Origin of the sequence: Sphingopyxis sp. JAI108, from assembly GCF_013410105.1 — a bacterium.
Classification (GTDB): Bacteria; Pseudomonadota; Alphaproteobacteria; order Sphingomonadales; family Sphingomonadaceae; genus Sphingopyxis; species Sphingopyxis chilensis.
Genome location: NZ_JACCCJ010000002.1, coordinates 182,144 through 200,176, shown reverse-complemented (window position 1 = coordinate 200,176; position 18,033 = coordinate 182,144). Strand labels below are relative to the sequence as shown.

Sequence of the window (18,033 nt, the reverse complement as noted above, 5' to 3'; positions counted from 1 at the left end):
ACCATGGCCAAGGATAATGTCGAAGGCGCCCCCAAGAAAAAGGGCAAGTTCAAGAAGCTGCTGCTGATCGGCGTCGCTGCGGTCGCGCTGATCGGCGCGGGCGCCGGCGCCGGCATCTATTTCGGCGCGCTGTCGGCGCATGAGGCGAAGCCCGAGGATAAATATCCGAAGCTCGTCCTGCGCAGCGAGGACGGCGCCGAACCCGCCGCCGAGGGCGAAGACAAGGAAGCGCCGCCGAAGGTCGGCACCGTGTCGGTCCCGAACGACAAGTTCAAGGTCGACCCGCGAAAGTATGAGATCACCTACTACCCGATCACCGAGAGCTTCACGACCAATCTCGCCGACGGATCGGGGTTCCTCCAGATCGGTATCAGCCTTTCGACCTTTTATGACGGCAAGGTTATCAATAATATCAAACGGCAGGCGGTGCCTATCCGCTCGGTCGTGCTAATGGTGCTCGCCGAACAGGATCCGGTTTTGCTCTCCACATCGCAGGGGAAACAGCGGCTGCAACGTCAGTTGACCGCCGTGATCAACGATGTGCTGCGCGAGAAGGAAGGTTTCGGGGGTATCGACAATGTCTATTTCACGAGTCTGGTGATCCAGTGACCACCAGTCCGAAAACCGTCAAGGCCGTGAAGGCGCCGGCCGCACCCGCGGCCACGCCCGCTGACAGCAAGGAATCCTTGCTGCTGCGCAAGGCTGCGGATGGTTACGCCTTTCCCGCGCTCGAGGGGGTAGCGAACCAGTTCGCACGCAGCTTGCGCGATCTCGTGCGCGCGCTCGGCGCGCCGACGATCCAGGTCGAGCGCGGCGGCGGCGAGCAGATGAGCTTTGCCGACTGGAGAGCGTCGGCCGTCCCGGCGATCTTCTGGCGCTATCACGCGCCGTCGTTCAAGGGGCCGATCCTGGTCGCCGCTCCGCGGACGCTGCTGCTCCAGCTCGTCGACATCTTCTATGGCGGCCGCGGCCAGCTCGCCGCCGAGCGCGAGGAACTGACCGATGCCGAGGATCGCTTCGCGGCGCGCCTCGGTCGCGACATCGGCTTGCAGCTTTCCGCCGCCTGGCGCGGCAAGCTGGCGCTCGAACCCGAACTCGACTGCGTCACGGCCGATCCGGCGAAGCTCGCCGCGGTCCGCGCCGACGACGAATTGTTTGTCCAGCGCTTCACGCTGCGCGGTGCGCCCTTCGACGGGCGCGTCATCCTGTGCGCCTATCCGGTGGCCGCGCTGCGCGGGATCGCCGGGGACGAGCTGCTTCCCGACACGCAGGCGCATGGCGGCGCCGACCCCGCCTGGTCGGGCGCGCTCGACAAGGCGCTGCGCGACGTGCGCATGCCGGTGCGCTCGGTGCTCGCGCGCCCCGAGATCAGTCTCGTCAAGCTGCTCTCGCTCGAGGTCGGCGACATCATCCCGCTTTCCATGCCGCGCCATGTGCCGGTGACCGTCGCCGGGCGCAGCTTTGCATTCGGCAGCATAGGCGAGGCCAATGGCAACGCCGCGATCATGATCGACCATATCGAAAAAGGACCGGACAATGACTGATATCGCCGAAGCCCCGAAGGCCGGGCGCGCCGACCGGCGCGACAAGAGCATCGCCGCCGCGCCCAATTTCGACCTGCTCGCCGGCGTCTCGCTGCGCGTGTCGGTCGAGGTCGGGTCGACGTCGATGACACTCTCCGAACTGCTCGCGCTGGGCGAAGGCAGCGTGATCGAGCTCGACCGCGCCGCGACCGACCTGCTCGACATCTACGCCAACGGCACCCTCATCGCGAAGGGCGAGATCGTCAGCATCGATGGCCGCTATGGCATCCAGGTCGCCGAAGTCGTCGCGCCGGCACGCGGGCTCGAAGGTTTCGAGCGGAGAGCCTGATGCTGGAATATATCCTCCGTCTCCTCATCCTGCTGCCGATCATCGGCGCGATGGCATGGGGTAGCCTGTGGCTGTGGAAGCGCGTCCAGATGGGCGTGCCGCTTGTCGGCGGCGCCGCCAAGACGCGCGCGATCGAGATGGTCGACGTGCTCCCGCTCGGCCCCGGATCGAAGCTCGCGGTGGTCGAATTTGCCGGGCAGCGGGTACTGATCGCGGTGTCGCGCAATGGCATTACGCGGATCGCCGACGACAGCCAGGGCGACTTCCATGCCGACTGATCGCCGTTTCTGGCTGCGCGCCGCGGCGCTCGCGGGCGGCGCCACGCTGCTCTGCGCCGCGCCTGCGGCCTATGCGCAGGCGGCCGATGGCCTCAGCCGCGCGGTGAGCGAGATCGGCGGCGACGGCCGGCCCTTGAGCCTCTCGCTCCAGATTCTCGTCCTGATGAGCCTGCTGACGGTGCTGCCGTCGCTGCTGCTGATGATGACCAGTTTCACGCGTATCATCATCGTGCTGTCGATCCTGCGCCACGCGCTCGGGCTGCAACAGACACCGCCGAACCAGGTGCTCGTTGGTTTGAGCCTGTTCCTTTCGCTGTTCGTGATGCAGCCGGTGATCAGCGAAGTGAACCGCGTCGCGATCGAACCTTATGGCCAAGAACAGATCGACATCGGCGAAGCGGTATCGCGCTCGGGCACCGCGCTCCACGGCTTCATGATGAAACAGACGCGCAAGACCGACCTGATGATGTTCGCCAAGATCGCCAAGGCGCCGAGCTATGCGAGCCCGAAGGACGTGCCCTTCTCGATCCTGCTGCCCGCCTTTGTCACCAGCGAACTCAAGACCGCGTTCCAGATCGGCTTCCTGATCTTCCTGCCCTTCCTCGTCATTGACCTGATCGTCGCGTCGGCGCTGATGTCGCTGGGTATGATGATGCTGTCGCCAACGATCATATCGATGCCCTTCAAATTGCTGCTCTTCGTGCTCGTCGACGGCTGGGCGCTGACGATGGGATCGCTCGCCTCCTCGTTCGTGAGTTAGGGCCCCGACGATGGAGACCGACTATTTCATCGGGGTGGCGCAGCAGTCGCTGTGGATCCTCGCCCTCGCCTCGGCGCCGCTGCTGTTGCCGGTGCTCGTCATCGGCGTGCTGCTCGGCATGGTGCAGGCGGCGACGTCGATCAACGAACAGACGCTGACCTTCGTGCCCAAGCTGATCGTCGCAGCGATCTGCCTCGCGATCTTCGGCGGCAGCATCCTCGTGCTGCTCACCGATTTCACTCGCGAACTGTTCGCGCAGATCCCGGCGCTCGTCCGGTAGGGCGATAGGGCGATAGTGAACCCCGCCGACATCCCGAATATCGAGGCGATGCTCCAGCTGTGGATGCTGGGAATGATCCGCCCCGGCGCCGCGTTCATCGCCGCGCCGGTATTCGGCGCGTCGAGCGTCCCGGTGCAACTGCGGCTGGTGATCGCGCTCGCGGTCGGGGTGCCCGCGGTGGCGGCGTCGGGCATGACGCTGCCGGCCGAAGGCATCGTGTCGGTCCCCGGCTTCTTCTTCATCATTGGCGAGGTGGTGATCGGGCTCGCGATCGGCTTTGTCCTCCAGATGGGGCTCGCCGCCGCCTTGCTCGCGGGCGAAGTGATCAGCAACGCGATGGGCCTCGGCTTCGCGTCGATGGTCGATCCCTTGAGCGGCGCGTCGAGTTCGGCGATCGGCCAGTTCCTCTCGATGATGGCCACCGCGCTGTTTCTTGCCGCCGACGGTCACCTCGTGCTGATCGACATCGTCGTCGACAGCTATAGCGCGCTGCCCCCCGGCAACGCCTTTCCTTCCTGGGACGCGATCGGCGGCCTCATCCGTTTCGGCAGCCTGATGTTCGCGGCCGGGCTGACGATCGCGATGCCCGTGGGATTCGTGCTGATCCTCGTCCAGATCATCATGGGTGTCATCGGCCGCTCGGCGCCGGCGCTCAACCTGTTCGCGGTGGGCATCCCTGCGACCTTGCTGGCGGGGATCGTGCTGCTCGGCGTCGCGACCCCTGCGATGGCAGAGGCGGTCGCGCGCATCCTTTCCGACGCGCTCGACGCCGCGCGCATGATGGCCGGGATCTGAACCGTGGCCGAAGGCAGCGACAAGGACCAGAAAACCGAACAGCCGACGGCGAAGAAGCTCGCCGATTCGGCGCGCGAAGGCGATGTGCTGATGTCGCGCGAGCTGGCGACCGCGCTGATGATGCTGGCCGCCGCGGGATGGATGGTCGCCGCGGGCGGCTGGTTCGTCCAGTCGGCGGGCGACCTCGTCCGCCGCGGGCTGACGCTGACCGCCGCCGACGTCGCCGATTTCGCACCCGCCGAGGCGCTGATGCGCAACGGGGTCGAAATCCTGCTTCCGCTCGCGAGCCTGTTCGCGCTGGCGATCGGCGCCGCGATCGCGGGGCCCGCGATGCTCGGTTCGATGGGCTGGCGCGGCAAGGCGCTCCACTTCAAGGGCAACCGGATCAACCCGCTGAGCGGGCTCAAGCGCATGTTCGGGATGCAGGGCGCGACCGAGCTCGGCAAGGCGATCGCCAAGGTGCTGCTGCTCGGCACGATCGGTTACTGGCTGGTCGCCAGCAGCCTGCCCGCGATCATGACGATGGCGCGGGTCGACCTGATCGCCGCGATCGGCCTCGCCGGAAAGGCGATCGGCCATGCGATGCTGACGCTCGCCGGCGGGCTCGTCGTCATCGCGCTCATCGACGTGCCGGTGCAATGGTTCCAGCGCAATAAAAGACTGATGATGAGCAAGCAGGAGATCAAGGAGGAGATGCGCCAGTCCGACGGCGCGCCCGAACTCAAGCAGGCGCAGCGCCAGCGCGCGCACGAGATTCTGAGCGGGTCGGCGCGCAAGGCGGTGTCCGAGGCGTCGGTCGTCCTCACCAATCCGACCCATTTCTCGGTCGCGCTGCGCTATCGCCCCGGTACCGATGCCGCGCCCGTCGTCGTCGCGCGCGGGCGCGGCGACGTCGCGCTGTCGATCCGCGAGTTGGCGCGCACCGCCAATGTCCCGATGCTCGAATATCCGCAGCTCACCCGAGCCATCTACTTCACCGCGCGCGCCGGCCGCGTGATCCCCGAAGAATTGTTCATCGCGGTCGCCACCGTGCTTGCCTTCGTCTTCCAGCTCGAGCGCGCCGCCGCCGACGGGCTCGCCCAGCCAGCGGTCGATATTCCGCCCTCGCACCGTTTCGATCCCGAAGGGCGCCGTCAGGCTTAATCTTCCGCGCGCGCCGCCGTTAAGCAGTGCGAAGGATATTTCGCCATGGTCAGCTCAATCGCCAACAGCCTCGGTTTCGGCTCCGGCCTCGACGTCAAACAGCTCGTCACCGACCTCGCGAACGCGTCGCGCGAGCCCAAGATCGCGCGCATGGCCGAGCTGACCCAGACGAACCAGACGCGGATCAGCGCGCTGTCGCAAGCCCGCGCCGATCTCGACGGGTTCGCCGATTCACTGAGCCAGATGGTCGCCGACGGAACGCTGCGCAGCACGCCGACCGTGTCCGACGAAAGCGTGCTCGGCGCCACCAGCCGCGCCGGCCTGTCGGCCGACAGCTTCGCCGCGACCGTCGTCGTAAACCAGCTCGCGCGCGCGCAGACCAATTATTCGGGGGTCGTCGCGGACAAGGCCGCCGCGATCGGCACCGGCACAATGACGCTGTCCGTCGGCGGCGTCGATACGACGATCACCATCGACGCCGCGAACAACAGCCTCGACGGGCTGGCCAATGCGATCAACGCCAGCGGCGCGGGCGTCACCGCCTCGATCATCGCCGACGAAGGCGGGCACCGCCTGATCCTGAAAGGCCCGACGGGCGAAGCCGGCGCCTTCACCCTCGCCGCCGACGCGGGCGCGGATCCCGGCCTCTCCGCCTTTGCGACCGGAGGCGGAATGACCGAGGGGCAAAGCGCCGCCAACGCCGAATTCACGATCGACGGCGTCGCCTTCAGCCGCGCCACCAATATCGTCGACGACGTCGTTCCGGGCATGTCGCTCACGCTCAAGAAAGCGGCGCCCGGCCAGCCGGTCGATATCGGCGCGAGCCGGCCGCTCGACATGATCAAGCAGACCGTCGGCGATTTCGTCGCGGTCTATAACCAGCTCAAGAAAAGCCTCGTCTCCGCCTCTAACCTGTCGGGTCCGACCAGCTCGCTCCGCGAACTCGAGCGCGAGCTTTCGGGCCTTCTTCACAAGGTGGTTTCAAGCCACGGGAGCATCAACAAGCTGTCCGATATCGGCATCACGTCGACGAAGGAAGGCCTGCTGGCGGTCGATAGCACCAAGCTCGACAAGGCGCTCGAAACCGACGCGGGTGCGGTCGAGGCGCTGTTCAACCCGCGCCGCGACGCGACTCACACGGAACAGAGCGACCCCGGCATCGCCTTCGCGCTCGACGCGATCCGCGACAAGGCGGTGGGCGCCAACGGCGCGATCGACCGCGTCTCGCAGTCGCTGACCGCGAAACAGGAAAGCCTCGCCGATGAGCTCGAGAAGATCGAGGAGCGCGAGGACGCCTATAAGGCGCGGCTCGAGAAGCAATATGGCGCGCTCGAAGCCAAGCTTGCGGCGTTCAAGGCGACGCAAAGCTATCTGGAACAACAGATTGAGCTCTGGACGAACCAGGGCAATAATTAGGGACCGCCGCCGTGACCGCTACCGCCTCGACCGTCCGGGCGACCGGGCTTTATCGCCGATTGCAGAATGAAAGCCGCGCCGCCGCCGCCGACCCCGTCGAGCTGGTGACGATGCTTTATGACGAGCTCGAAACCGCTGTCGGCGTCCTCGCCGCCATGGTGCGGCAGGGGCAGCGCATTTCGGCCACTGAACCCGCGCACCGCGCACGCGCGATCCTGATCGGTCTCGACGTCAATCTCGACCGCGACAAGGGCGGCGACGTCGCGACGGCGCTATCGCGCGTCTATCGCAGCATGCGCCGCAAGCTCGACGATGCCGTCGCGGCAAACAGCGCCGAAGGACTTTCCGAACTGCTCGAAGGTATCCTCACGATCAGCGCCGCCTGGCGGCAGCTCCGCTGACGCCCGCCGCGATGATCGCCGAATGACAAACGGCCCGCCCTTCGCAGGAAGGAGCGGGCCGATGCCGTTTATCAAGCGAGCCCGCTGGGTACCCGGCCGCCCGAGGTGGGGACGGACGGCCGGGTGGTGCGGGAGCGGACCAGAGCCCCCTTTTTCAGCGGGTGCTGAAACTTGTATCGCAAGCGCTGTCAGGCAGCCTGCTGGTGGACGCCATATTTGCGCATCTTTTCGATCAGCGTCGTGCGCTTCAGCGTCAAAAGGCGCGCGGCTTCCGAAATGATGCCGTCGGCAAGGTCGAGCGCGACGTGGATCTGTTCGAGTTCGATGGTTTCGATCTCGCGCTTCAGGTCGATCGGACGGCCCGGAGCCGGCGTCTTGGCCTGCGGGGCGGCCACGGCGAAAGGCGCTGCGGCAAAATCGTCCGCGCTGGCCTGCACCGCGGCAACGCTGCCAGGGACAGCGTACCGCGGCGCAAGCGCTGCGGTGGGGTTCAAAAGCATCGCGACATCGTCGGCACCGAGCGTCTCGCCGCCATGGAGAACGCTGGCGCGTTCGACGAAATTCCGGAGTTCGCGCACATTGCCCGGCCACCCGTGCTGCATGAGCAGCGCCATCGCGGCGTCGTCATATCGGCATTTGGCATCGGCCGGCATCCGGCGCTGAAAGTGGCGGACGAGCGCCGGGATATCCTCGACGCGGCTGGCCAGGCTGGGGACCTGGAGCACAACCACGCCGAGCCGGAAGAACAGGTCTTCGCGGAATTTGCCATCGGCGATCGCGGCGCCGAGATCCTGGTGGGTAGCCGAAATGACGCGGACATCGACAGCCTTTACCTCGCTGCTGCCGACGCGGACGATCGTTCGGTCTTCGAGCACGCGGAGCAGTTTCACCTGCATGTCGAAACGCATGTCGCCGATTTCGTCGAGGAAGAGCGTACCGCCCTCGCTCGCTTCGAAATGGCCGATGCGGCGGGCATGGGCGCCGGTGAAGCTGCCCTTTTCATGCCCGAACAATTCGGATTCGATAAGTTCGCCGGGGATCGCGCCGCAATTGATCGCCGAAAAGGCCTTGCCCGCACGGGCGCCTTCGTCGTGGATCGCGCGGGCGACCAGTTCCTTGCCCGAGCCCGACGGGCCGCAAAGCATCACCGACGCATTCGAGCGCGCCACGCGCCGGATCATCTCGCGCAGCCGGCAAACCGCCGGGCTCGACCCGATGATCAGCGCTTCGAGCGCTGCATTGTTATTAAGCCCCAGTGTCATTTTGGTCTCCACCGCACCGCCCGCTCGGTGCCCCCTTCGATGGACTCAGGAATTGACGAAACTGGTAAACAAAAGCTTATCGCGCCTTCGCTAAGTCCTTCAAAATTAAGTGATATTGCCAGATTGGAAGTATCTGTGGCGCAAATGCGTTAACTACCTCCGATATGTTGCCAAACTGGCACTAATTATCGAACCCGCGCCAACCGAGGGTGATCGAGATGCGGCGATTGCGCGGATCGAATCGGTCGGAGGGGACATAGGGCTCGCGATCGGCGACTCCCTCGATTCGCGCGAAACGCTCCGACGCGATGCCGCGGAATTCCATATAATGGCGCGTCACTTCGGCGCGATCGACCGATAGTCGCCAATTGTTCGTCCCCGCCTTCGCCGACCATGGCGCGGCATCGGTGTGCCCGCGGACCATGACCTGGTTGGGCACCTCGGCGATCGTCGCCGCGACCTCCGCGAACAGTTTGGCGCCGGCGGGCGTGAGCTGGCTGGTGCCGATCGCGAACATCGAGACATCGGCGTCGTCGACGATGTCGATCCGCAACCCTTCCATCGTTTCGGTGAAGCGCAGGTTCCGCGCAAGGCGTCTGAGTTCGGCCCGACTCTGGATCCGGTCTTTCAGCGACTGGGCGAGCAGGTTGAATTTCTTCGATTCGGCTTCGCGCTCGCGGCCCGACGCCTCGCGCGGCCCGCCGACCGCGTCGCGCGGGATCGTCATCGCGCGCGTGCCGGTTTGCGCCGCGCCATGCGGATAGCGGTCGACCGACACCAGCGAGTCGCCCCCGAACAGGCCGGTCGATCCCGCGGTATCGGTTTGCGTCTGCACGATCGTCGGCGCGAAATAGTCGGCGAGCGCCTTGCGCTGCTTCTCGTTCGTCGCGCCGAGCAGCCACATGAGCAGGAAGAAGGCCATCATCGCGGTGACGAAGTCGGCATAGGCGACCTTCCACGCGCCGCCGTGATGGCCGCCATGCGCTTGCTGGATCACCTTCTTGACGATGACCGGCCGCGGCGGGGTGTTCGGACGCGCCGCCATCAGCGACCCCGCATTCCATCAAATACCTCGGCGAAGCTCGGCTGGTTATGATGGTCGACGCCCGAGCGCGCCGCCTCGATCACCAGCGGCTGCGGGTGGCCGTGGAGCGAGGCGATGATCAGTTGCTTTACCGTGTGATAGATGGCGCCGTCGCTTTCGATCACCGTCTTGGCGCGCGTCGCGAACGGGCCGACGAGGCCATATGCGAGCAGAACGCCGAGGAAGGTTCCGACCAACGCCGAGCCGATCATCGCGCCGAGGATTTCGGGCGGCTTGTCGATCGAGCCCATCGTCTTCACGACGCCGAGCACTGCGGCGACGATACCAAGCGCCGGGAGCGCGTCGGCGAGGCTCTGCAAGCCTTCGGCGGGTTTGAGGCTATGGTGGTGGTGGCTTTTCAGCGCATTGTCCATCACCTCCTCGACCGCGTGCGGGTCGAGCGTCCCCGAGGACACCACCACCAGGCGCAGCGTGTCGCAGATCAAGTGGACGAGCGTGTCGTCCTTCAAGAGCTTGGGATATTGCTGGAAGATCGTCGAATTCTTTGGATCCTCGATATGCGGTTCAACCGCGACCGGACCCTCGGTACGCATCATCTTCATCAGCGACGAGACGAGCAGGATGCAGTCGAGATAATCCTGCTTCTTGTACTGCGGCCCCTTGAACACCTTGCCGAGCCCGCCGGCCAGCGCCTTCAGATCGGCGCCCGAATTGCCGATGATCAGCGAGCCGAGCGCCGCGCCGCCGATGATCAGCATTTCGTGCGGCAGCGCGTGCATGACGGGGCCAAGATTGCCGCCGGTCAGCGCGAAGCCCCCGAAAACCAGCAGGATCAAGACGACGATGCCGACAACGGGAAACATGTGTGCGCAACTCCATTGGGGATCCGGCTGTCGAGGCCGGCCCCCGCGAACTCAGGGACGTCTTGATGTTTAACGGCAGCGGCGCCGCAAGATTGAGGGCCGTCAGGTCAAAATATCGAACAAGGTCTGCCGGTTGATCTTGGCGAAGGCCGCCTGCGCGGCCTGCAACGTCAGGTCTTGGGCGTGAAGCTGGGCGATCGCCTCTTCGAGGTTGGTATCCTCGACCACCGAGCGTTCGTCCTTGAGCGTGATCCCGCGCGACGCGAGGCTGTCGCCGATGCGTTCGAGGCGGCCGCCCGACAGGCCGATCTTGGCATGTTCGTCGGCGACGTGGCTGATCGCGGTCGCGAGCGCGTCGAGCGACGCGTTCATCGCCGTCTTGTCATTCGCCGCGACCGCCGCGGCGGCGTCGCGGATGCCCGTCGACAGGCTGTTGCCGCCGACGACGAAAACATCGGCCGCCGACGGGACGGGCGCGAAGGTGACGTCCGAATCGAAGCGCATCACGCGCGCGGGGCCGGTGGCGAATACCGGCTCGCCGTTCGAATCGCGGGTTGCCGCGAGCGCGTCGAGCTCATCGGCGATCGTCCCGAGTTCGGCGGCGATGGTGGCGCGGTCGGCAGGGTTCGCCGTATCGCTCGCGGCGGCGAGCGTCAGTTCGCGCGCGCGCGACATCAGGTCGCTCACCGATTTCATCACCCCGTCGGCTTGCGACACGAGCGCCGAGGCCGAATTGACGTTGGCCGACCAGGCGGTCATGCTCGCCTGTGTCGTGCCGATCGTCGCGATGCGCCGCGCCGCGACCGGGTCGTCGGACATGCGCAGCAGCTTCTTGCCGCCCGAGATCTGGATCTGCGTCCGCTCGAGCGCGTCGGCGAGCTTCTGTTGGCGCGCGATTTCGCGCGTCATGCGGTTGCCCACGGCATTGATCATGGTTTCGACCTTCCCTTAGAGCGAGCTCAGGAGCGTTTGCATCGTTTCGCGCGCGACCTGGATCGTGCGCGCGGCCGCCGAATAGGCCTGCTGGAAACGCAGCAATTCGGCCGCCTCGGTGTCGAGATCGACCTGGCTGACCCCGTCGCGCGCGGCGGCCGACGCGTCGGCGCGCGTCGCCGCAGCGGCATCCTGCGCGCGCGCCGACGCGACCGTCTGCGCCTGCGTCGCCATATGGCCCGACCAGCGCGCCTCGGGATCGTCCGCCCCGCGCATCGTGCCGAACGCCAGCATATTGCCGTTGCTGCCCGACGCGTCGGCGACGGCCACCTGATCGGGGGTCAGTGCAGCGGCGGTGAGCGTCGCCGCGCTGGTGCCCGTGAAGAGCGGCTGGCCCGGATTGCCGTCGGCATCGGTGCCCGCCTGGTGCGCGGCGTTGAGCTGGGCCGCGAAATCGGTCGCCATCGTATCGAGCGCGGTGCGCTGGTCGGCGACGTGATTGGCGCCCTCCGCCAGCCCCGCGAGCGAGCCGGTCGAGATCGCGAGCGCCCCCCCCCCGACGCTGTACGACAACCGCCCGTCCGGCGCGGCGGTCACCGAAATCGGGTTCACCACGCCGCCGCCGACGAGCAGGTCGCCCGATCCCGCGGCGCGGAGCGTCACCGCGCCATTATTGTCGAAACTCGCGCTGACGCCCGCCTGCGACGACAATTTGTCGAGCAGCCGGTCGCGCTCGTCGAGCAGGCTCGCCTCGTTCGTCGAGCCGGGGCGCGCCTTGCGCAACCCGATATTGATCTGTTCGAGCGCATCGAGGTTCGCGTTGAACGTATCGACCTCGCTCGCGGCGGCGCCCTCGATCCCCTCGCCCATCTTGTCGAGCTGGTCCGCGGCGGTGCGAAAGCCCGATGCGATATCGTCGACCGACTGCAGGAACTGCGCGCGCAGCGTCCGGTTCGAGGGGTCCGAGGTGAGCTGGTCGGCGGTCGTATAGAGGTTGGTGAGGCCGGTCTTGATGCCGTTCGTCTCGTCGCTCAATGCCGCTTCGACCTTGTCGAGCCAGCTGAGCTTCGTCGCCGCGCGCCCCGAATCGCCCGAGGTGATGCGCGAATCCTCGATCAGCCACGCGTCGACCGAACGGTCGAGGCCGCGGATATCGACGCCCCCCGGGTTGGTGTTGCCGCGATAGAAGATCGAATTGCCGCCGCCGACGGCTTCCATCATCTCAAGCCGGCGCCGCGCGTAACCGGGCGTCTGGGCATTGGCGATATTGTCGCCGATCGTCGAAAGCGCGCGTGAATAGGCCTTGAGCCCGCTATAGCCGATGCCGAGCAGGTCGCTCATTGCACGCCTCCCCCGGAACCGCCGGCCGCCGCGCCGCCGGCGAGGCCGCGGAACTGGCGTTCGACCATGTCGGCGATGCCGAACTGGCGCATCGCGGCGAGGCTGTCGGCGGTGCGCGCGTCGGCCATTTCGCGGAAATTGTCGGTCGCGCTCGATCCGAGGATATCGTCGCCGAGCTTCGCCTGGCGCATCGACGCCATCAGCTGGCGCAGGATCACGGCCTCGAACGCCTCGGCCGCCTTGCGCAGCCCGCCGTCGCCGCCCGCCGCAGCCGCAGGGGTCGGCGTCGCCGAAACGGAAGAAATGGGGCTCGTCATATGATCACCAGTTCCGCAGTGAGCGCGCCGGCCTGGCTCAGCGCCTCGAGGATGGCGACGAGGTCGCCGGGAGGAACGCCCAGCCGGTTGATCGAATCGACCAGCTCGGAAAGCGAGGCATTGGGTTGCATCAGGAAGGCCGGGCGATAGTCTTCGGACACCTCGATTTCGCTCGACGGTTCGATCGCGGTCTGACCGCGGCTGAACGGCGCCGGCTGGACGACCATCGGCGCTTCCTTGATCGAGACGGTGAGCTTGCCGTGGCTGACCGCTGCGGTGCCGACGCGGACCGCGCCGTTGATCACTACCGTGCCCGTGCGCGCGTTGACGATCACCTTCGCCGGCGGCTCCGAGCGCGTGACGCCCAGATTCTCGATCTGCGACATCAGCCGCATCCGGTCGTCCCCGTTTCCGCCGGCGCGGATCGCGATGCTGGCGCCGTCGATCATCGACGCGGTGCCGGGGATCGCGGCGTTGATCGCGTCGGTGACGCGCTTGGCATTGGTCGCGTCGAACTGATGCAGGTTGAAGGTGAGGTAGCTCGCCGAGGCGAAGCCGGTGTCGACTGCGCGTTCGACCGTCGCACCGCCCGCGATGCGCCCGCTCGACGGCACATTGACCGTCAGCTTCGACCCGTCGGCGGCATCGACGCCGAGCCCGCCGATCACCAGATTGCCCTGCACCATCGCGTAAATCTGTCCATCGGCGCCATAGAGCGGCGCGAGCACGAGCGTGCCGCCGCGCAGGCTTTTCGCCTTGCCGATCGCCGACACGGTGACGTCGAGGCGCTGGCCGGGCTTGGCGAAGGGCGGCAGCTCGGCGGTGATCATCACGGCCGCAGCGTTTTTGAGCGCCGGGTTCACGCCCGGGGGCAAGGTCAGGCCGAAGCGCGATACCGCGCCGCGCATGCCCAGCGTCGAATAATCGAGGCTGTCGTCGCCCGTGCCCGCGAGCCCGACGACCAGGCCATAGCCCGTCAGCTGGTTCGCACGCAGGCCCTGGAACTGGCCCATATCCTTGATGCGCTCGGCGTGCGCGGGCGCCGCGAAGGCGAGGCTCGCGAACAGAAGCGCAAGAAAGGTGAACAGGGTCGGACGCTGGGTCACTTCAAATTCCTCGGTTAGAAGGGGCTGATGATCGAGAAGAAGCGCTGCAGCCAGCCTTGCCGGCTGGCGCGGGCGATCTCGCCCTTGCCGACGTAGCGGATGTTCGCATTGGCGACGCGCGTCGACAGGATGCGGTTGTCGGGGCTGATGTCGATCGCGCGCACGATCCCCGAAATCTGGACGCGCTCGTCGCCGCGATTGAGCGTCAGGAATTTCTCGCCCTTCACGAGCATCGTGCCGTTGGGATAGACGGCGGCGACAGTCACGCTGACCTCGCCCGACAGCGCGTTCGACTGCGACGCCTCACCCTTGCCCTTGAACTGCTGGCCGCCCCCCATCGCGATATCGCTGGGGTTGAAAAGCGACAGCGGACCGGTGGTCGGCGGGCTGAGGCCGATATCGCCGTCGCGCTGCGTACCCGCGGCGTTGCTCTTTGTCGCGGCGGTGCGCTCGACGAGCTGGATCGTGATGATGTCGCCGATGGCGCCCGCGCGCCCGCCCGAGGTGAGCGGCACATAGGCGCCTTGAAAGATCGAGCCGTTCGCGGGCGGCGGCGGCGGGGGCAGCGGCATCGACACCGCAAAGGCGTCGGGCGGCAGCTTGTCCTTCGCCTGCGCCCCCATGGGCGCAAGCGCGAGGGCCAGCAGCGCCAGCCTAGAGAGTCTGCGACGCATTTTTCATCATCTCGTCGGTGGCCGAAATCATCTTCGAATTGACCTCATAAGCGCGCTGCGTCTCGATCATGTCGACGAGTTCCTCGACCACATTGACATTCGATCCCTCGAGCATGCCGCCGCGCAAGGATCCGCGACCTTCCTCGCCCGCACCGCCGACGAGCGGGGCGCCCGAGGCCTGCGTCTCGACGAGCATGTTGCCGCCGATCGCCTGCAGCCCCGCCGGGTTGGCAAAGCGCGCGATCTCCATCCGGCCGAGCTCGAGCGCGGTGCCGTCGGCGGCGGTCGCCGACACGGTGCCGTCGAGTCCGATCGTCACATTGCTCGCGTCTTCGGGGATCTGGATCGCGGGGGTCAGCGGCTTCCCGTCCGAGGTCACGATCGTCCCGTCGGGCGAGCGGCCGAAATTGCCGGCGCGGGTATAGCCGATACGCCCGTCGGGCATTTCGACCTGGAAATAGCCGGCGCCGTCGATCGCGACGTCGAGGCCGTTGCCCGTCGTCTGGAAGCTGCCCTGCGTATCGATGCGCGCGGTGCCGTTCAAGGCGACGCCGGTGCCGAGGTTGAGCCCTGTCGCATAGCGGTTTTCGGCGGTCGATTGCGCGCCCGCCTGCGTCATCATCTGATAACTCAGCGTCTCGAAGCTCGCGCGGTCGCGCTTGAAACCCGTCGTGTTGACGTTGGCGAGGTTGTTGGCGATCACCTGCATCCGGAAGCCCTGGGCATCCAGACCGGTCCGCGCGACGTGCAAGGCACCGATACTCATTTCAAATTCTCCTTAACGGGGGAGCTGCATCAGATTGGCGGTCGCGCTGTCCATGTCGCGCACGTCGCCGATCATCTTCAATTGCGTGTCCCAGCTGCGGCTCGCCTCGATCATCTCGACGAGCGCGCTGGTGGCGGTGACGTTCGATCCTTCGATCGAGCGGGTGAGGAGGCGCGCTTCGGGATCGTCGGGCAGGATGCCGCCGCCCTTCACGCGGAACAGGCCGTCGAGCCCCTTGGCGATCTCCGACCCCGCCGGCGTCGCGAGCCGCAGCCGGTCGACTTCCTGCGGATTCTCGGCGTCGCCTCCCTGCGGCACGATCCACACACGACCTTCCTGGTCGATGGTGATCGCGTCGGCGGGCGGGATCGTCACCGGGCCCTGCGTGCCCTGGACGGGATTGCCGTCCCCGGTGGTCAAGAGCCCGCTCGGCGCGACCTGCAGGTCGCCGCGCCGCGTATAAGCTTCTTCGCCATCCTTCGCCTGCACGACCAGCAAAGCGTCGCCCTGCATCGCGATGTCGAGGTCGCGGCCCGTCTGGGTGACGGTGCCGGCGCGCATGTCGGCGCCGAGCACTTCTTCCGACGACATCGCGCGCGCGTCGAGCCCGCTGCCGTCGAGCCACAACGACTGGGCATTGGCCATATCGGCGCGGAAGCCGGGCGTCTGCGCGTTCGCCAGATTGTTGGCGATCGCCGTCTGCCGGGACATGCTGCCCCGCATCGCGGTAAGGCTGGTATAGATGAGGCGGTCCATCTGGATACTCCCGGCAGGCGGCGGTCAGGGCTGCGTCAGCGCATGCCGATGATCGTCTGGGTCAGCTGCGACGCGCCCTCGATCGCTTTGGCATTGGCCTGGAAATTGCGTTGCGCCGACATCAGCATCACCAGTTCCTCGGTGATATCGACGTTCGACCGTTCGAGCGCCCCCGAACGAACCGCGCCCATCGAGCCGCTGGTCGGACCGTCGATCGTCGGCGCGCCGCTTTCGCCCGTCGACTGCCAGTGCGCGTCGCCGGTCGGGCGCAGGCCCGACATCGTCGGGAAGGTTGCCATCGCGACCTTGCCGAGCATCTGGTCCTCGCCATTGGCGAAGGTCGCCGTGACGAGGCCGTCGAGGCCGATCGACACATTGACCAGCGACGAGGTCGGATCGGACGGCGCGCCCGTGGGCAGTTGCAGGTCATAGGCGCCGGCGAGCGTGTTGTTGGTGACGTTGCCGTTGGCGTCAACGGGCAGGAGCTGGAGCTTTGCGCCCGTCGTGTCGATGACATAGCCATCGGGCGTCGGTTCGAACGAACCGTTGCGCGTATAGGTGATCGCCTCGGTCGGGGGATTGCCCTTCACGATGAACATGCCCTCGCCGACGATCGCCATGTCGAGCGTCTTTTCGCTCGCTTCGTACGATCCCTGCGTGAACTGCTGGGTGATGCCATTGAGGCGCGTGCCCTGGCCCGCGATCGTCTTCGTCGACTGCGTCGGCGACGAAGCGAAAATGTCGCCGAACTGCGCCTTGCTGCGCTTGAAGCCGACCGAGCCCGCGTTGGCGATATTGTTCGAGATGACCGACATGTCGGTTTGCGAGGCCTTGAGGCCCGAAAGCGAGGTAAAGAATGACATGGACTTATCCTTCCTGGGTGGTGGGGGTCGAGGGCGTTGCGGCCTTGATGTCCTGAAGCAGCTGCGTCTGCGCGGCGAGCTGCTCCGAAATCTGCGCGAGCACCGTGTTGGTTTCGCTGATCCCCGCGAGGCTCGAGAATTGCGCCATCTGCGCGACCATCTCGGTGTTATCGACGGGGTTGAAAGGATCCTGCTGCGACAGCTGCGCGGTCATCAGGCGAAGGAAATCGCTCTGGTCCATCTGCTGACTGCTGCCTTTCGGCTGGATCACCGGATTGTTGTTCGTGATGCTGTAGACGCCCATCTTACTGTCCCATCCTGAGGGTTTCGTTGATCAGGCCCTTCGCGGTTTCGAGGACCTGGACATTGTTCTGATACTGGCGCGCGGTCTCGACCATCTCGACGAGCTCGGCGGCGCTATCGACCGCGGCTTCCCAGACGTTGCCGTCGGCGTCGGCGAGCGGGTTCGACGGATCGTGGCGCTTCGAAGGCGCCATTTTCGAGGTCGTGACCTGGTCGATCTGCACCGTCGCGCGGCCATGGTCGTCCATCACAGTGCGAAAGACGGGCTTCAGCGAGCGGAAGGCGCCCGCTTCGCTGCCCGCGACCGTCCCCGCGTTGGCGAGGTTCGAGGCGGTGGTGTTCAGCCGGACGAGCTGCGCCGACATGGCGCGACCGCTGATGTCGAAGACGGAGAAATTGCCGTTCATCGTCATTCGCCCTTCAGCGCGCGCGACAGCGTGTTGATGCGGCCGCTGAGGAAAGCGAGGCTCGAACGATAGGCGAGCGCGTTTTCGGCATAGGCGGTCTGCTCGGTCGCCATCTCGACGGTATTGCCGTCAAGCGACGCCTGGACGGGCACCCGGTACGACTCCGCGCTTTCGGTCGAGGCACCTTGCTGCGCGAGGTCCAGCGCCTTGGCGAAGTCGAGATCGCGCGCCTTGTAACCCGGCGTCGCGGCATTCGCGATGTTCGACGCGAGCATCATCATGCGCTGGCTGCGAAGCTGGAGTGCCGTCGCATGCAGGCCAAAGAGTTTCTCGGATGCCATCATCACATTCCTTCCATTTCCGCCATCCGGCGGCGGGCCTTCCAATCCCGCCATCCAGCGGCAGGCCTTCGGTTGCCGCCCTCCGGCGTCGGAGCCGTTCGCCGGGGTCCG

Annotated in this window: 24 protein-coding genes; 10 read left to right on the top strand and 14 right to left on the bottom strand. The window is 66.4% G+C overall.

The annotated features are described in order from the left end of the window. Positions 1–3: 3 nt before the first annotated feature. From fliL to fliS, 10 genes are read left to right on the top strand one after another with little or no spacing between them, the layout of a single operon-like run. Positions 4–609, top strand: a complete 606-nt coding sequence (gene fliL / locus HDC29_RS12060; RefSeq protein WP_179497854.1) for a flagellar basal body-associated protein FliL — start codon at positions 4–6, stop codon at positions 607–609. Further along, complete coding sequence (locus tag HDC29_RS12055) at positions 606–1,544, top strand: FliM/FliN family flagellar motor switch protein (protein ID WP_179497852.1); 939 nt, start codon at positions 606–608, stop codon at positions 1,542–1,544. The genes fliL and HDC29_RS12055 overlap by 4 nt, the downstream gene beginning before the upstream one ends. Then, complete coding sequence (gene fliN, locus HDC29_RS12050) at positions 1,537–1,872, top strand: flagellar motor switch protein FliN (protein ID WP_179497850.1); 336 nt, start codon at positions 1,537–1,539, stop codon at positions 1,870–1,872. Before HDC29_RS12055 ends, fliN begins: the two co-directional genes overlap by 8 nt. After that, on the top strand, positions 1,872–2,150 hold the full coding sequence (locus tag HDC29_RS12045) for a flagellar biosynthetic protein FliO (RefSeq protein WP_179497849.1): 279 nt from the start codon (positions 1,872–1,874) through the stop codon (positions 2,148–2,150). The genes fliN and HDC29_RS12045 overlap by 1 nt, the downstream gene beginning before the upstream one ends. After that, entirely contained in the window at positions 2,140–2,910 is a 771-nt protein-coding gene (gene fliP / locus HDC29_RS12040; RefSeq protein ID WP_257018256.1) for a flagellar type III secretion system pore protein FliP, read from the top strand. Before HDC29_RS12045 ends, fliP begins: the two co-directional genes overlap by 11 nt. A 10-nt stretch (positions 2,911–2,920) precedes the next feature. After that, positions 2,921–3,190, top strand: coding sequence for a flagellar biosynthetic protein FliQ (locus tag HDC29_RS12035; RefSeq protein ID WP_179497847.1), 270 nt, complete (start codon positions 2,921–2,923; stop codon positions 3,188–3,190). 15 nt (positions 3,191–3,205) lie between these two features. Beyond that, complete coding sequence (fliR, locus tag HDC29_RS12030; RefSeq protein ID WP_179497845.1) at positions 3,206–3,985, top strand: flagellar biosynthetic protein FliR; 780 nt, start codon at positions 3,206–3,208, stop codon at positions 3,983–3,985. 3 nt (positions 3,986–3,988) lie between these two features. Next, positions 3,989–5,128: a flagellar biosynthesis protein FlhB gene (locus HDC29_RS12025; protein ID WP_179497843.1), complete on the top strand. Its 1,140-nt coding sequence runs from the start codon at positions 3,989–3,991 to the stop codon at positions 5,126–5,128. A 45-nt stretch (positions 5,129–5,173) separates the two neighbouring features. Continuing rightward, a complete protein-coding gene (gene fliD, locus HDC29_RS12020; RefSeq protein ID WP_179497841.1) occupies positions 5,174–6,544 on the top strand; it encodes a flagellar filament capping protein FliD in 1,371 nt (456 codons plus the stop codon). Between the two features lie 11 nt (positions 6,545–6,555). After that, positions 6,556–6,945, top strand: coding sequence for a flagellar export chaperone FliS (gene fliS / locus HDC29_RS12015; RefSeq protein ID WP_136172969.1), 390 nt, complete (start codon positions 6,556–6,558; stop codon positions 6,943–6,945). 188 nt (positions 6,946–7,133) lie between these two features. Here the strand turns inward: fliS and HDC29_RS12010 are convergent, their stop codons facing one another. The 14 genes from HDC29_RS12010 to HDC29_RS11945 form a co-directional block, all read right to left on the bottom strand. Next, positions 7,134–8,207: a sigma-54-dependent Fis family transcriptional regulator gene (locus tag HDC29_RS12010; protein WP_179497839.1), complete on the bottom strand. Its 1,074-nt coding sequence runs from the start codon at positions 8,205–8,207 to the stop codon at positions 7,134–7,136. A 181-nt stretch (positions 8,208–8,388) separates the two neighbouring features. Continuing rightward, positions 8,389–9,252, bottom strand: coding sequence for a flagellar motor protein MotB (locus tag HDC29_RS12005; protein ID WP_179497837.1), 864 nt, complete (start codon positions 9,250–9,252; stop codon positions 8,389–8,391). Then, positions 9,252–10,115 (bottom strand): flagellar motor stator protein MotA, encoded by an 864-nt coding sequence (gene motA, locus HDC29_RS12000; protein ID WP_179497836.1) that lies wholly within the window; start codon positions 10,113–10,115, stop codon positions 9,252–9,254. Before motA ends, HDC29_RS12005 begins: the two co-directional genes overlap by 1 nt. A gap of 102 nt (positions 10,116–10,217) precedes the next feature. After that, positions 10,218–11,048 (bottom strand): flagellin, encoded by an 831-nt coding sequence (locus HDC29_RS11995; RefSeq protein WP_179497834.1) that lies wholly within the window; start codon positions 11,046–11,048, stop codon positions 10,218–10,220. Positions 11,049–11,063: 15 nt separating this feature from the next. Further along, positions 11,064–12,389 (bottom strand): flagellar hook-associated protein FlgK, encoded by a 1,326-nt coding sequence (gene flgK / locus HDC29_RS11990; RefSeq protein ID WP_179497832.1) that lies wholly within the window; start codon positions 12,387–12,389, stop codon positions 11,064–11,066. Then, a complete protein-coding gene (locus HDC29_RS11985) occupies positions 12,386–12,706 on the bottom strand; it encodes a rod-binding protein (protein WP_179497830.1) in 321 nt (106 codons plus the stop codon). The genes flgK and HDC29_RS11985 overlap by 4 nt, the downstream gene beginning before the upstream one ends. Further along, entirely contained in the window at positions 12,703–13,812 is a 1,110-nt protein-coding gene (locus tag HDC29_RS11980) for a flagellar basal body P-ring protein FlgI (protein WP_179497828.1), read from the bottom strand. Before HDC29_RS11980 ends, HDC29_RS11985 begins: the two co-directional genes overlap by 4 nt. 14 nt (positions 13,813–13,826) lie before the next feature. Then, entirely contained in the window at positions 13,827–14,486 is a 660-nt protein-coding gene (locus tag HDC29_RS11975) for a flagellar basal body L-ring protein FlgH (protein WP_179497826.1), read from the bottom strand. Beyond that, positions 14,467–15,252, bottom strand: a complete 786-nt coding sequence (gene flgG, locus HDC29_RS11970; RefSeq protein ID WP_179497824.1) for a flagellar basal-body rod protein FlgG — start codon at positions 15,250–15,252, stop codon at positions 14,467–14,469. Before flgG ends, HDC29_RS11975 begins: the two co-directional genes overlap by 20 nt. A gap of 12 nt (positions 15,253–15,264) precedes the next feature. Continuing rightward, positions 15,265–16,008, bottom strand: coding sequence for a flagellar basal-body rod protein FlgF (flgF, locus tag HDC29_RS11965; RefSeq protein ID WP_179497822.1), 744 nt, complete (start codon positions 16,006–16,008; stop codon positions 15,265–15,267). Between the two features lie 35 nt (positions 16,009–16,043). Next, positions 16,044–16,871, bottom strand: coding sequence for a flagellar hook-basal body complex protein (locus tag HDC29_RS11960; RefSeq protein WP_179497820.1), 828 nt, complete (start codon positions 16,869–16,871; stop codon positions 16,044–16,046). A 4-nt stretch (positions 16,872–16,875) separates the two neighbouring features. Then, positions 16,876–17,175: a flagellar hook assembly protein FlgD gene (locus tag HDC29_RS11955; protein WP_179497818.1), complete on the bottom strand. Its 300-nt coding sequence runs from the start codon at positions 17,173–17,175 to the stop codon at positions 16,876–16,878. A 1-nt stretch (position 17,176) separates the two neighbouring features. After that, on the bottom strand, positions 17,177–17,587 hold the full coding sequence (flgC, locus tag HDC29_RS11950; RefSeq protein ID WP_037512556.1) for a flagellar basal body rod protein FlgC: 411 nt from the start codon (positions 17,585–17,587) through the stop codon (positions 17,177–17,179). Further along, on the bottom strand, positions 17,584–17,925 hold the full coding sequence (locus tag HDC29_RS11945) for a flagellar basal body protein (protein ID WP_179498870.1): 342 nt from the start codon (positions 17,923–17,925) through the stop codon (positions 17,584–17,586). The genes flgC and HDC29_RS11945 overlap by 4 nt, the downstream gene beginning before the upstream one ends. Positions 17,926–18,033 lie beyond the last annotated feature (108 nt).